Annotated in this window: 11 protein-coding genes; 8 read left to right on the top strand and 3 right to left on the bottom strand. The window is 39.0% G+C overall.

The features are described from left to right. Positions 1-37: 37 nt before the first annotated feature. Complete coding sequence (locus ACZ5R4_RS12730) at positions 38-7,108, bottom strand: SpaA isopeptide-forming pilin-related protein (protein WP_464367436.1); 7,071 nt, start codon at positions 7,106-7,108, stop codon at positions 38-40. A gap of 268 nt (positions 7,109-7,376) precedes the next feature. Between ACZ5R4_RS12730 and ACZ5R4_RS12735 the strand changes: the two genes are divergently transcribed. The 3 genes from ACZ5R4_RS12735 (at position 7,377) to ACZ5R4_RS12745 (ending at position 9,035) form a co-directional block, all read left to right on the top strand. Further along, positions 7,377-7,733: an ArsR/SmtB family transcription factor gene (locus ACZ5R4_RS12735; RefSeq protein WP_347835822.1), complete on the top strand. Its 357-nt coding sequence runs from the start codon at positions 7,377-7,379 to the stop codon at positions 7,731-7,733. Further along, entirely contained in the window at positions 7,726-8,184 is a 459-nt protein-coding gene (locus ACZ5R4_RS12740; RefSeq protein WP_464367437.1) for an SRPBCC family protein, read from the top strand. Before ACZ5R4_RS12735 ends, ACZ5R4_RS12740 begins: the two co-directional genes overlap by 8 nt. Positions 8,185-8,246: 62 nt before the next feature. After that, positions 8,247-9,035, top strand: a complete 789-nt coding sequence (locus ACZ5R4_RS12745; protein ID WP_464367438.1) for an alpha/beta fold hydrolase — start codon at positions 8,247-8,249, stop codon at positions 9,033-9,035. Positions 9,036-9,150: 115 nt separating this feature from the next. Here the strand turns inward: ACZ5R4_RS12745 and ACZ5R4_RS12750 are convergent, their stop codons facing one another. After that, entirely contained in the window at positions 9,151-9,801 is a 651-nt protein-coding gene (locus ACZ5R4_RS12750) for a hypothetical protein (RefSeq protein WP_464367439.1), read from the bottom strand. 216 nt (positions 9,802-10,017) lie between these two features. Here ACZ5R4_RS12750 and ACZ5R4_RS12755 point away from each other — a divergent pair, with 216 nt between their 5' ends. The 5 genes from ACZ5R4_RS12755 (at position 10,018) to ACZ5R4_RS12775 (ending at position 13,428) form a co-directional block, all read left to right on the top strand. Continuing rightward, on the top strand, positions 10,018-10,494 hold the full coding sequence (locus ACZ5R4_RS12755) for a DinB family protein (RefSeq protein WP_464367440.1): 477 nt from the start codon (positions 10,018-10,020) through the stop codon (positions 10,492-10,494). Positions 10,495-10,610: 116 nt separating this feature from the next. Then, on the top strand, positions 10,611-11,396 hold the full coding sequence (locus tag ACZ5R4_RS12760) for a MerR family transcriptional regulator (protein WP_464367441.1): 786 nt from the start codon (positions 10,611-10,613) through the stop codon (positions 11,394-11,396). A gap of 145 nt (positions 11,397-11,541) precedes the next feature. Beyond that, positions 11,542-12,396 (top strand): ABC transporter ATP-binding protein, encoded by an 855-nt coding sequence (locus ACZ5R4_RS12765; RefSeq protein ID WP_464367442.1) that lies wholly within the window; start codon positions 11,542-11,544, stop codon positions 12,394-12,396. Beyond that, positions 12,389-13,042 carry an ABC-2 transporter permease gene (locus tag ACZ5R4_RS12770; protein WP_464367443.1) on the top strand — a complete coding sequence of 218 codons (654 nt, stop codon included), beginning with the start codon at positions 12,389-12,391 and terminating at the stop codon, positions 13,040-13,042. Before ACZ5R4_RS12765 ends, ACZ5R4_RS12770 begins: the two co-directional genes overlap by 8 nt. Continuing rightward, entirely contained in the window at positions 13,042-13,428 is a 387-nt protein-coding gene (locus ACZ5R4_RS12775; protein WP_054860764.1) for a GntR family transcriptional regulator, read from the top strand. The genes ACZ5R4_RS12770 and ACZ5R4_RS12775 overlap by 1 nt, the downstream gene beginning before the upstream one ends. 30 nt (positions 13,429-13,458) lie before the next feature. On the opposite strand, the gene ACZ5R4_RS12780 is transcribed toward ACZ5R4_RS12775, so the two are convergent. Further along, entirely contained in the window at positions 13,459-13,914 is a 456-nt protein-coding gene (locus tag ACZ5R4_RS12780; protein ID WP_464367444.1) for a helix-turn-helix domain-containing protein, read from the bottom strand. Between the last annotated feature and the right edge of the window lie 212 nt (positions 13,915-14,126).

Below are 14,126 nucleotides of genomic sequence, written 5' to 3' on the forward strand. Positions count from 1 at the left end.
ATGGTGTTGGTTTATTTTTTAATGATATCCATTAAAATTATTGTCTTCTACGGCGATAGAACACGAAAGTGATAATTCCCCCAATCACCAAAATGCCACCAAATAACATATAATTAAATATATTTGTTGCAGTTGCAGGTAAGCTTGCTTGATTAGTTCCTTCACCATTTTCTTTTATTTGATTTAGCACTTCTACTTTCGTTCGATCAGCTTGGCCTAATTCAATAGTAAATTTAATTGGTGAATTATCTAACACATAGCCTGCAGGGGCTTTTGTTTCTGTAAAGTAATACACTCCAGGCTTTAAATGATCCACTATAATCATACCATTTTCATCTGTAATAAGATTTTGAGCGACAACTTGGCCTTTCTCATTTTTAAGCATGAATTCGGCACCTTGTAGTGTACTTTCCTTATCCTTACTGTCTACCTTCAAAAGTTCTACACCAGAACGAATTTGTGTATTCGTTATTTTTATTTTCTTTGCTTCTAATTGGCCTCTATCAATCGTGAATGATACTGGTGCATGTGCGAGATAACCTTTTAATGGCCCTATTTCTTTCAGCAAATATTCGCCTGGGCGTAAATCCTTGATCAATAGCTTACCATCTTCTCCTGTTATAAGATTCTCTCTTACTGTATGACCTTCTGCATCTTGCAATTCAAACTTCACTCCCGCTAAAGGTAATGCTTGATTGTCAAAATCAACCTTAGTTAACTCAAAATCCCCTTTTACAATAGCATTATCGGTAGTGATAGCTAAGGTCTCACTTTGCCCTAAATCAATCGTAAATGTTATAGGTGCTCTGTCTATCTGATATCCATGAGGAGCATCCGTCTCGACAAATTGATAGGTACCTGGCTTTAAGTTCTCTACAAAAAGTTTTCCATTTTCATCTGTCTTCAAGTCTTCCTGCAGCACCTTTCCTTCTTGTTGAAGTTCAAAGACAGCACCTGCTAATGTTTCTCCAGTCTCTTCATCTATTTTTGTTAATTCAACCGAACCAGTAGACATAATGTTCTCCACTGTTAGGCTTAGTATTTCTTCTTGATTAAAATCAATTTCAAATGGAATCGGTGTACTATCTAGCTCATAACCGAAAGGTGCCTCATTTTCTATTAGTTGATAAAATCCTGGTTTCAAATCTTCGATTACTAACTTTCCACTTTCATCTGTAGCAAGATCATTTCGCAGCGTTTCTCCTTGTTCATTTTGCAACTCAAACGTTGCTCCAGCTAAACCATTACCTGCATCTCCTACTTTGGTTAGTTCAACTGCACCGGTAGACAGTGGATTCACCGCATTCACTTCTGTAACTTCTGTTTGACCGAAGGTAATTTCAAACTCAATAGGATCCATATTTAAATCATAACCGGGTAAACTTTTACTCTCCACAAATTGGTAATACCCAGGTTTCAGATTACTAACCAAAAGCTTACCACTAGAATTGGTCTCCAGTCCTGTTTGCAAGGTATTGCCTTCCTCATCCTGCAACTCAAACTGAACGCCTTCTAATGCCTTTCCGTCTTCCCCCGTCTTTGTCAATTCTACAGTTCCAGTGGATTGTTCGTTTTCCATCGTCAGCTGTAAGGTATCTTGTTGATTAAAGACGATTTCAAAGGCGATAGGTGTTCCATCTAATTGATAGCCGAATGGTGCCTTCGTCTCTATCAGTTGATAATTGCCTGGCTTTAAATTTTCGATAAGTAGCTTACCGTCCTTATCCGTGATCAAACCTGTTTGCAATTCTTCATCTGCCTCGTTGAATAACGTAAACTCCGCACCTTCTAATGCTTCTCCTTCTTCTCCTACTTTTCTTAATTCTACAGAACCCGGAGTTAAAGGATTTTCAAAACTAGCTTCTGAAACCTCTGTCTGGCCTAATCCAATGTCAAAAGCAATCGGTGTCGAATCCAAATCATATCCTGGGATTGTCTCTGTTTCGACTAGCTGGTAACTACCAGGATCAAGATCATCAATCGTTAGCTTTCCTTGCCCATCTGTCGTTAAACCTTCTTGAAGGGTTTTGCCTTCGCTATCCTGTAATTCAAATACGACACCCTCTAATAATTGCCCATATTCTCCAAGTTTTGTTAATTCGAACGTACTTGGAATATAGTTGTTTTCCATTGTAAGTTGTAATGTTTCCTGTTGATCAAAGACGATTTCAAAGGCGATAGGTGTTTCATCTAATTGATAGCCGAATGGTGCTTTCGTCTCTACCAGTTGATATTTGCCCGGCTTCAGTTCTTCGATCAGCAGTGTGCCGTTTTCATCTGTAGTGAGCCCTGTTTGAAGCTCTTCACCGGCCTCATTTAGTAACGTAAACTCTGCACCTTCTAATGCTTCCCCTTCCTCTCCTACTTTTGTTAAGGTTACGGAACCAGGTGTTAAAGGATTTTCAAAACTAACCTCTGTCGCTTCCGTTTGTCCGAGTGCAATCTCAAAAGGAATAGGAGTAGTGTCTATGTCATAGCCTGGGAGTGTGCTTGTTTCTATGAATTGATAGTTCCCTGGCTTCAACTTCTGCACGACCAATTTTCCATCCGCATCCGTTACTAAATTTTCTTGAATTGTACTGCCTTCCTCATCCTGTAACTCAAACTGGACGCCTTCTAATGCTTTTCCATCTTCCCCTGTCTTCGTCAATTCTACAGCTCCAGTGGATTGTTCGTTTTCCATCATCAGCTGTAGAGTTTCCGTTTGATTAAAGACGATTTCAAAGGCGATAGGTGTTTCATCTAATTCATGCCCAAATGGTGCCTTGGTCTCTACTAGTTGATATTTGCCCGGCTTCAGCTCTTCGATCAGCAGTGTGCCGTTTTCATCTGTAGTTAGCCCTGTTTGAAGCTCTTCACCGGCCTCATTTAGTAACGTAAACTCCGCACCTTCTAATGCTTCCCCTTCCTCTCCTACTTTTGTTAAGGTTACGGAACCAGGTGTTAAAGGATTTTCAAAACTAACCTCTGTCGCTTCCGTTTGTCCGAGTGCAATCTCAAAAGGAATAGGAGTAGTGTCTATGTCATAGCCTGGGAGTGTGCTTGTTTCTATGAATTGATAGTTCCCTGGCTTCAACTTCTGCACGACCAATTTTCCATCCGCATCCGTTACTAAATTTTCTTGAAGTGTACTGCCTTCCTCATCCTGTAACTCAAACTGGACGCCTTCTAATGCTTTTCCATCTTCCCCTGTCTTCGTCAATTCTACAGCTCCAGTGGATTGTTCGTTTTCCATCATCAGCTGTAGAGTTTCCGTTTGATTAAAGACGATTTCAAAGGCGATAGGTGTTTCATCTAATTCATGCCCAAATGGTGCCTTGGTCTCTACTAGTTGATATTTGCCTGGCTTAAGCTCTTCGATCAGCAGTGTGCCGTTTTCATCTGTAGTTAACCCTGTTTGAAGCTCTTCACCGGCCTCATTTAATAACGTAAACTCTGCACCTTCTAATGCTTCCCCTTCCTCTCCTACTTTTGTCAAGGTTACGGAACCAGGGACCGGCGTATTCTCTGCAACCACCTCAATTTGCTCTTGTTGCGAAGCCTCCACACTAAAAGAAATAGGTGTACTATCTAATTGATACCCGGTTGGAGCTTTTGTTTCTATAAACTCATACTCTCCTAACAGTAGATCTTCTACAATTATTTCACCATTCTTATCCGTAACTAAACCTGTTTCTATTTCATTTCCTGCACTATCTAGAAGTTTAAACTCTGCACCTTCTAATTCTGTACCGTCCTCTGCTCTTTTTAAAAGTGATACGGAATTAGTATAATTCATATAGACACCAACTCGTAATGGCTCAACAGGTTGTCCATTATCTGTAGCTATAGCAAAGGAGTTCCATGCTGCACGTGACGTCGGTTCTATATTCCCATTTAAAATATCTTCCGACACTTCTTGTGCAGTTGGAGCTACCATGGAAAAGGAAATCGTTATACTTTCTCCTTCAAGCCAATCTGTATCCGTTTTTGATTGAATTTTAAAGGAATGGATACTTGACCAATCACTAACCTCACTAGCTTCCATCCAGTTTGGATCTTGTGCATCTGGAGGATTGTTAAGCTGTTCCGTTGTGTCTGGATAGTCTGTATTTCTTGTCAGATCATCTCGTTTTGGATTTTTCGCTATACTATACAATACATCCACTCTATCTGTCCAAGAGCTAGGAATCGTTATTTCGCCAGTTAAAGTGGGGGTGAATTGACTGCCACGATCTACATTGTCAGTTATACCCAAATCCCCAACAGAAGGTAAAACGTCCATCAACGTCATAGATGAAATATCTTTACCACTTACATTTGTAAATGTTAATTGATAGTCTATGTTACCACCAGGTACAGTTTGACCGAAGGTTGAATAATCTTCATCCAGTTCGCCCTTCACTAGCTTTTCTGATTCAATTTGGTACTCTCCACTCATATAATAACTATTTCCAGATTTCAGCCTTGGTTCGTCTACTGTACTATTCTCGTTTAAGTCCTCTGTATCTGTCTCAAGCGTAGTATCCTTAATAGAACTTCCCTGTCCTTCAGGCACTGCAAGCTGTTCATCGCCAGAAAAACCATATACTTGAAATAAAAGATGATTAGGTGTGTTTTCAGAGATAGTAACATCTAATTGTGCTGCTAAATCGTTTCCAGGTCGCAATATTCGATCATTCCACCTAATACGAACAAGTTGACGACCACTATCATTATAGTTATCACTTAGTATGTCATAAGCGCCCCCAGCTGCTGAAGAGGAACTTTGAGACGACCGATCATCTTTATCGATATACTCTGGGTTAGGATTATCATTCACGGTTACTCCCGGTGGCATCAAAACAACTGTCTCAAGTTGTTCCTGCATTGCTAATGTTGAACTAGTAGAATTCGTTAACTTTACTTCCATTCGATTACTTCCGCTAACAACTTCTCCACCATTTTGCTCCATTAAACTCACACCCACATATGCGATAGGTGGTTCATCATCAGGTTTTGGTGCAATAGTAGCGCTACGAGGTCCTGCTATTGTATCCCTATCATTTTGATGATATCGATAGTTAAAAGAATTTCCATTTGCATCAACCCCATACACATTAAAGGTATTTACAACCTCGCCAGTATAGCCTTCTTCTACGGAGAAATAATAATTAGGTCGACCAGCATTCAGCATTCCAGATGGAGCATACGTAAAATCATACTTAATATAGTCAACACGATCGGATTCCGCTAAACCTAGATCTATTCTTGTATAGGTTTTTCCTTGATCCGCGTTTTCTACAAGTAGTTGTTCTTCTCCATTTACAAATGCCACAATATTAAATCGTGGTTCTTCGTCTAATGGAACTCCGGCCGGATAGTTTGAATTTGGTCTATACACAAATCCTCCTGGAGTAGAAAGTTTATCTAATGTTAAATGAGGATCTATCCTGTAAATAGTGGTATATCCTTGAAAATCTCCTGACTCACTCTCCGACAAAGGGGCGATTCCATGACTAAATCCTAATAAAGCATCATCATATACAATCGGATTAGGATTTTTATTACTATTTGGCGCAATACCACCTTTGCCGTTTGATGGTCCAAGATGTACAGGGACATACCAAGTACCTTCTATATCGCCATTTGCAGTTTCTGAATCTACAATTTCTACTTGATGCTGACCAGAAACAGTACTGTTCGAATCATCAATATATGTGGTCTCAGCCTCTACTTGATTGTTCTGTGTGGTACCTGCTGTTCCTTGATCTACAGTTAACCACACTTGAAGTGTCTGGGAAAACAAGGAAGTATCAGTAGTAGATTGGTCATCAATCGTAGGTGCATCAATTTGCCATATTAATTCATCTCCATTCTGTGTTGGGCTTGGACCCGACTCCATTGAATCATAAGACAAACCATGTGGAAGTAGATCTTTAATGATCAGTTGAGATCCTTCTTTTAAAAACATTTGGCCTTTTTCTTTTTTGGGTATGTCTAACTTGATCTCCCATAAGGTTTTCGATCCAGGTGTTGGAATGTTGTTGCCTTCTCCTTCAACACTTAGGAACTGTTTGGAGACACTAGCTGAACTAGACGCTTCAATAGAAACCATTGCATCATCAGACACAGGAAGCTGTTCGTTAGCTTTGAAGGTAGCTTGTGCAGTTAGTTCATAACCGTTTGGCGAAACGCCATTCTCAGTATTGATTTTCACTAAGCGCTCATAAGAACGCCCTGTGTCGATGGAATCAAATGAATAGACTAATTGTTGAGTAGATGTATCATATGTTGGCACTACACCATCAATCGTTAAATCGCTTACATTTTGATTAAAGTTTGTGAATGCTGTAATAGGCAGATCAATAACAATTTCAGCATCTGTATATTCAGTTCTTGAACCAGTAAATTTCAGGTTAAGGTCGTATACAGCGGTATCACCTGATAGAATGGTGGCATTCCTTGGTGAAAGATCAATATCAACATTCAAATTACCTGAGAAAGGAGTGAAAATATTGTCATTGAGAACGTTACTCTCCGTTAATTTTGTATTATCGGTTTCTTTCGTGTTAGGTTCATTGGAGCTGGCATCATCTGTACTCTCATTCTTTGTATTACTCGAGGTGTTCTGACCGTTTTTTTCTAATGAATTATTGGTAGAGGTATCCTTAGAAGTTGAGTCATTGGAGTCATTAGCTGAATTTTCACTAGCTTCTTTCTCTACTGAAAAAGTAAAGTCCTCACTTGCTACTAATTCATTATTTGTATATCCTTCCACCATTATCCTATTTTCTTCTAATACATCATTTAGTACTAGTTTAATAGATAATGGTTGTTGTGTTTCAGGTTTTAACAATACTGTATGAGAATCAGAATGGTAGGATAGAGCCATGTCTGCTTCTGTTAAAGCTTTTGTTTTTTCTACATTCAGACGCGTATCATTAGGTAACGAAATTTTCAAGCTGTCATATATACTTTCGGAACTTACATTAATAATGCTTTCTTGTAATGATGCGCCCTTTTCCAGAATGATGTTAATTTCCTCTTTATGATTCGTATTATTCTCTGCAAAAATGGTCGAATTCGAAAACGATAATTGAGAGAACATCATTAAAACAATCAACAAGACTGATAGATTCTTTTTCATAATTTTCCTCCTTTAGTATATATATCCTCATTTTATCATCTAAAAAGAAAAAGTGAAGCGATATTTCTATGATTTTTGACAAATCTCTTATCAGTAAGTATTTAGTCTTATTTCAAATTAATCATTTATAATACCCAAATAAAGTAAGTCATAAAAACAATCATCTTCGGTCTCGCTGTAAAAGATTGTACTAACATTACTTTCGGTTGTATTTGTGTAACTATACTTCGATTGGGCTTGTAGAAAATTAGTATTGACATGCAGTCATATGGTTGCATATAATAAAATTATGGAAAAGATGGATGAGATGGACAAGATATTTAAAGCGCTTGCTGACACCAATCGAAGAAAACTGCTTGATCAGCTTTTCGAAAAGAACGGGCAGACGCTAAACGAGCTATGCGGGCATTTGGATATGACCCGCCAATCAGTTACAAAGCACTTAACCATATTAGAGGAGGCGAACCTTATCATTGTTGAGTGGCAAGGAAGAAGTAAACTTCATTACTTGAATACTGCTCCTATTGGCGAAATTTATGGACGATGGGTTAAAAAATTCGAACATCATCGCATCGTATCATTGAATGAATTAAAAAATAGCTTGGAGGAAGAGAACCGTGAATAATTCTACATTTGTCTATGCGACTTATATCCGGACAACACCCGAAAAACTATGGAAAGCTTTAACTAGTAGTGAATTCACCAAACAATATTGGTTTGGTAAAGAACTGCAATCTGATTGGGAAGAAGGCTCAGCTGTTACCTTTCTGGACAAAAATAGAGAAATCACAGACCAAGGAATCGTAATAAAGAGCAATCCGTATCACCTCCTTTCTTACACGCTAAAATGTGTGCAAGATGCAACAGAGTACCAAGTCATGCCGAAGGTGACTTTTGAACTGAAGCAAATGGGGTCGAGTGTGAAATTAACACTTAAACACGAATATCTTTCGGAAGGTGCGTTTAAAGATGAGGGCGAAGGATTTATAGGAATCAATAATGGATGGCCTGCTATAATGAGTAACTTGAAGAGCTTACTCGAAACCGAAAGGATACTGCCCGAAATTGTCCTTTAATATTTAGGATCAGGCCCTTCCCCTGTGACTAATTATAAAAAATAATCAAAAGGAGAAAAATTATGAAGAATGTAATTTCAAAAGATGGAACACGCATTGCTTATAACAAAATTGGAGCTGGGCCATCTCTAATTCTCGTAGATGGGGCAATGTGCTATAGCTCATCAGGTCCAATGGGCCCGCTCGCATCACAGTTGTCCAGGTGGTTTACCGTCTATACGTATGACCGTCGCGGTCGAGGTGAGAGCGGTGACACACAGCCATATGCGATTGAACGAGAAATAGAGGATATAAAAGCAATTATTGAAAAGACTGGTAGTTCCGTGTTTATGTATGGTATTTCGTCTGGAGCGGTATTGGCACTAAAAACAGCTGTGGCCCTTGGACATAACATTCAAAAGCTGGCGTTGTATGAACCACCCTTTACGTTCGGAGACGATGCCCGCAAGGAATCGGAAGCTTACACTAACTCGCTTAACGAATTACTTTCGGCTGATCGACGGGTTGACGCTGTAGAACTCTTCATGAAAAAGGTTGGCGTACCGTCCGAGGCGATCGCTGGTATGCGTCAGTCACCAATGTGGTCAACGTCGGAGGCTTTGGCACCTACGCTTGCATACGATAACGCCATTATGGGTGATAGCTCGGTCCCCGTTGCAGATGCAGAGGCTGTCAAAATTCCTACCCTCGTGCTAGATGGTGGCAATAGTCCCGCATTTATGCACGAAGCAGCGGATACACTTACAAAGGCTTTGCCATTAGGTAGCCGGTCCACACTGGAAGGACAAACACATGACGTCGATCCGGAGGTGCTTGCTCCGAGCTTAAAAAGTTTTTTCATTGGAGACTAAACGAATGACTTCTCCTGATAAACGGAGGGGCGTCGTGCATTACATCATTTCAAGCCACTCCCGATGAGCAAGCTTGGCGTTCGGCTTGCTCTTTACCTCCAGATAATATCAGAGATTAAATGCCTAAATTTCTTTGCTTCCCTTTTGATCTTATAATAATATCTACGCCACTCACCTCACCTTCCATATAGTATGGAATATCTGATACATCCATATCAGTTTCTATCCTTATTTGTTTCGTTTCTTTCGCGCCAAGCTTTATCTTATAAGGGGCATTGTTATTCATAAGGGAGAACATTGGTGGATCATCGTCTTCATTAAATTCAACCGTAAATGGAACCTCATGATTGCTATAGTTTATAAAGGATAGCTCACATTCTCCATGTACAGTTTCCCCGCTTTTCATTTCAAAGCTACACTCACTTTCTTCAGCCGCGTAGGAAACGGCATATATCCCTGTTGCAAAGTTCTCTTGATAGAAACTAACCATAAACCCCGGAACAAAAATAAATAGCAAAAAAACAAGGAATCCGATTCTGCCACGATATTTCTTTAGTGAGTTCACCAACAAAAATAGACCTATAATTAGTAAAGCTAAAGAAAAAATTCCTACAGTATGAAGCCCATTAGCGAATCTAACAGGTATATTCCATGTCATAAAAATTACTTCCCCAAATGGATAGGAATGTGGGAAAGGAAAATTTAATAGGATAGCAATGAACAGAAAAACGAGTGAAATATAAAACATGGATTTGTTTTTAATCAATTTAATCCCCCTTCCGCTTTATACGACTCTTCTTCAAAAGAACGCCCCATTCTATTTACTAAATTATCCCTTATTTATACATTAATGGCAACCTCGTTGTAATAGTTTCTTTTCGAGAGGCATGGAAAACACTCTAATTAATATTGAATAAAAAGGAATTTAAAGCTTTTTGAAGAAGAAGTATAGATACGAAATTATGATAAGGAGGACGTCGTGATGTTAAAACTGTTTCAATATAACTGGCAAGTTCGTGAGGATTGGTTTACATGGTGTGAGGATGTTCCTGAAGAAGAATTATTAAAGAAACGAACAGGAGGAGTTGGCATTATCCTTTACACTTTGTTTCACATTGTGGATGTGGAGTACAGTTGGATTTTAGGTCTAAAAGGTGAACCAGAGCCCGAGGAGCCACCTTTTGAAGCCTATGCCAGCCTAGCAAGAGTGAGGGAATTTTCAAAACTTTGCCACAAGGAAGTGAAACCTTTTGTTATATCTTGGACAAGCGAAATAGAATCTCAGACACTTTCAGAAACGAATTCTAGTGGAGAGACGATTAACTTTAAGTATGGAGAGATTATGCGTCATGTCATTGCTCACGAAATCCATCACATTGGTCAATTATCGGTATGGTCGCGTGAATTGGGGAAGGAGCCGGTGACTGCAAATTTAATTGGAAGAGGATTATTTGATTAATAAGTTGCCTTGTTATTAGGCGCTCATTTCTAGACAATAACATAAAATCTCAAAATGTCCTTGCTATTGACGTAACGTCAAGTGATATAGTTCAAAAGGAAAGGAAGTGAGGACAAATGACAATGGAGAAAAAATACTCTATTGGAGAATTTGCAAAACTAACAGGAATCACGGAACGTACACTGCGTCACTATGATCAGATTGGGCTGTTGAAGCCTTCTGAGTACACAGAACATGGACATCGGAAGTATAACAACCATTCCATTGCAGAGCTTCAAAAAATATTAATGCTAAAATTTTTGGATTTGTCACTGGAGGAAATTTCCGAATATCTTAAGCAACCTGAGCAGGATTTTTCGAAGATACTGGACCATCAGGCGAGGATGCTGGAAGAAAAACGAAAACAGATTGAAACGGTTTTACAAACCATTTCCCGTGTTCAAGGCACTGTTTCCGGGCCAGAATCCGTCGATCCTGATTCCCTACTCGTACTCATTCACGCCTTAAAAAATGAAGAGGAACGAAACCGCTGGATAAATGAGCATGCGGGCGACTCGGTGTATAATAAGCTACACTCGTACATTGTCCAGCTTGAATCAGATAAGGAAATGGCCACATGGAATAGTCAAATGAAGCGATTCATTCGAGAAGGAAGAAAACCGAGTGATCCTGAGGTGCTTGAACACACAGAAGCCATGGTGTCGATGATGAAGCCTTTAGTCGAGCCCCATCTAGACGATGAAGCAAAGAAGCAGCTCGCGAATAATGATGGTTCTTTCGAAGAGCTTCATCCTTATTTATTTCCTAGTGCTTTTACTAAAGAAGAGGAAAAGTTTATGGAGAAGGTTATGGATGAACTGATTAGCAGGAAGATAAACCTTAGTCAGCATGATAGATCCTAACGTTAACCTAATATTTTTAAGAAGTGGGCGCTTATTCGTATAAAGGATAGCGCCCACTTCGCAATTTTAGGGTTATAAATTTATTGACAACCATCCCCACATTTGTTACATTGTGCATATACGATATACACAAAGGGGATGCCATATGATTGCTTTAGAAGTGAAGGACTTAAACAAAAAGTATCCAGATTTTCATTTAAAGGATGTATCCTTTCAGCTGGAAAAGGGTTATATTATGGGCTTTATCGGTGCCAATGGTGCAGGAAAAACAACCACTATAAAATCGATCTTGAATATGATTCATCTCGATAGTGGAGAAATACATATTCTAGGTAAGAATATGGTCGAACATGAGCTAGAATTGAAACAGGACATCGGGGTCGCCGTTGGTGGCATGAATTTCTATACGAGAAGCAAAATCAAGACATTGACCAATAGGATTAAGAAGTTCTATAAGAATTGGGATGAGGTGACCTATCGCAACTGTTTGAGGAAATTCAAGTTAGACGAGAACAAGAAAATTATCGAATTGTCGGAGGGAATGAAAATAAAATACAGCTTATCTCTTGCCCTGTCCCATGGCGCGAAGCTTCTCATCCTTGACGAACCGACAAGCGGACTGGATCCGGTTGCTAGAGACAATCTGTTGGATATTTTTCAAGAACTCGTAGTAGATGGAGAGATCAGTATTCTTTTCTCTACCCATATCACATCTGACTTGGAAAAGTGCGCCGATTTTATTACGTTTATCGAAGATGGCCAAATCATTCAAAGCATGGAAAAAGAAGAATTTAAGGAGTCCTATCGCCTGTTGAACGGTAACGAAAGCCAGCTAAGCCAAGTAAAAGAAAAGCTGATTTCCTACAAAATCAATTCATTCGGCTTTACAGGATTGATCCACCTCAGGGATTTCGACCCGTCCTCCGATATCAAAGCAACCGTACCGACCTTGGAGGAAATTATGATTTTCTTCGCGAAAAGGGAGGATATATATGTATAATTTAGTGATGAAGGACTTTAAATTAGGTATCAATCCTTGGTTTCTGGCAATGCCTTTTTTATTAGGTGCCTTAATGCTTATTCCCGGTTGGATTTATTTATTAGTTCCTCAGTATTTTTTTTGGATATCGGTACCGAATATTTTTGGTCAATTTAAAGCACAGAATGATCTGATGCTTACCATGACATTGCCTGTATCCAAAAAAGACAAGGTGAAGGCAAGGGTAATCGTTATGGTTATCTTGGAATTATTGCATATTGGGGTTGCCATGATCTTTGGTTTGTTCACGATTCACTTATACCCGAATGTGGACTACCTTTTTTTCGCTCCACATATGGGCTTTTGGGGAGTCTGTTTTGTGATGCTTGGAATCTTCAACATTATTTTTATACCAATGTTTTACAAAACGGCGTATAAATATGGTGCTGCGATGATAGCATCTGTTGTGGCTACTTTACTATTTTCTATAGGTGTGCAATGGTTGGCAATCCAGAATTCTTTCGTATATGATATGTTTAATGGTGCTGGTGCTGATCATACGATGCTTCAACTAATGATTCTACTTGTAGGAATTGCCATATTTGCCGTATTCACTATTGTATCCTACAATATAGCCATTAAACGATTTGAGAAAGTGGATATTTAATGAAAATAGATATTTCAAACACATCTGAAAAACCAATTTATCAGCAACTCTTCGAACAAATTAGCGCCCAAATTCTTATGGGTGAGATTGACCAAGGCTATAACTTGCCTCCAATACGACAAGCCGCCAAAGAACTACGTGTTAGTATTATTACCATAAAAAAAGCTTGGGAAGAGCTCGAACGAAGTGGTTTGATTTATACGATAACTGGTAAAGGGTGTTTTGTCTCCGAACTATCCTCCGATGATAAGCTTCAAAAACGCAATGACATGATTAGGAAGCAAATGAGGAAAGATGTGTCCTACTATAAATCCTTTGGGCTGACTATGGATGAAATTATTAAGCTGTTAAAAGAAATCGATGAATCTTTTTCTCCGGGTAGATGATCTACCCGGAGAAATTCTTTAAGGGCTACCTTATTCCATATATTTCTTTTTCATGCTATCTGAACCGATGCCACCAATGACCATTAAAGCTAAAGGCAAAAAGTTAGATATGATCCTCGGCAGACCATCTGGAATCATAATAGTTGCACCAAAAAAATGATATAAACCTAAGATCATTAATTTGAGGACTAATAAAAACACTCCTAGTAAAAATAACCCATCAAAAAATGCCTTCCATTTTGGGTGCGCCAATTGCTTACTATCTTGAATTACTTTTTCCTTCAATTCTTCATCACTCCTTAATAATTCATCGATGGTGATACCGAATAAATCACTTAAATCGATAATCACTTCGATACTGGGATAGTTCCTACCCGTTTCCCATTTTGAAACGGATTGGCGACTAACATGTATTTTTTCAGCGAGATCAACTTGTGACCAACCTCTTTTCTCTCTTTCTCTTTTCAACTTTTCGCCAAAAAACATGTTATCCTCTCCCTTTCTCTTTCAATCCCAGTATGATAGGAGTGAGTCGTTAAAGTAAAGATCGTTATACGCGCATCAAGGCGCAACCTCTGGTTACCTCTCTTGAATTTCCTTGCTGTTAAGGCATTCTGGCCCGATTATGAGATATCTTTATTGTAATCTCATTTTATCTTTTTTCAAGTTTGGCTGAGAAGATATAGATTGTTAAAACC

The organism is Gracilibacillus sp. JCM 18860 (assembly GCF_055395245.1).

What these genes read in the sequence shown, in the direction of transcription:
- ACZ5R4_RS12735 (WP_347835822.1), top strand. Translation starts at nt 7,377, where the DNA reads ATGGTTGCATATAATAAAATTATGGAAAAGATGGATGAGATGGACAAG.
- ACZ5R4_RS12765 (WP_464367442.1), top strand. Translation starts at nt 11,542, where the DNA reads ATGATTGCTTTAGAAGTGAAGGACTTAAACAAAAAGTATCCAGATTTT.
- ACZ5R4_RS12775 (WP_054860764.1), top strand. Translation starts at nt 13,042, where the DNA reads ATGAAAATAGATATTTCAAACACATCTGAAAAACCAATTTATCAGCAA.
- ACZ5R4_RS12760 (WP_464367441.1), top strand. Translation starts at nt 10,611, where the DNA reads ATGACAATGGAGAAAAAATACTCTATTGGAGAATTTGCAAAACTAACA.
- ACZ5R4_RS12770 (WP_464367443.1), top strand. Translation starts at nt 12,389, where the DNA reads ATGTATAATTTAGTGATGAAGGACTTTAAATTAGGTATCAATCCTTGG.
- ACZ5R4_RS12780 (WP_464367444.1), bottom strand. Translation starts at nt 13,914, where the DNA reads ATGTTTTTTGGCGAAAAGTTGAAAAGAGAAAGAGAGAAAAGAGGTTGG.
- ACZ5R4_RS12755 (WP_464367440.1), top strand. Translation starts at nt 10,018, where the DNA reads ATGTTAAAACTGTTTCAATATAACTGGCAAGTTCGTGAGGATTGGTTT.
- ACZ5R4_RS12745 (WP_464367438.1), top strand. Translation starts at nt 8,247, where the DNA reads ATGAAGAATGTAATTTCAAAAGATGGAACACGCATTGCTTATAACAAA.
- ACZ5R4_RS12730 (WP_464367436.1), bottom strand. Translation starts at nt 7,108, where the DNA reads ATGAAAAAGAATCTATCAGTCTTGTTGATTGTTTTAATGATGTTCTCT.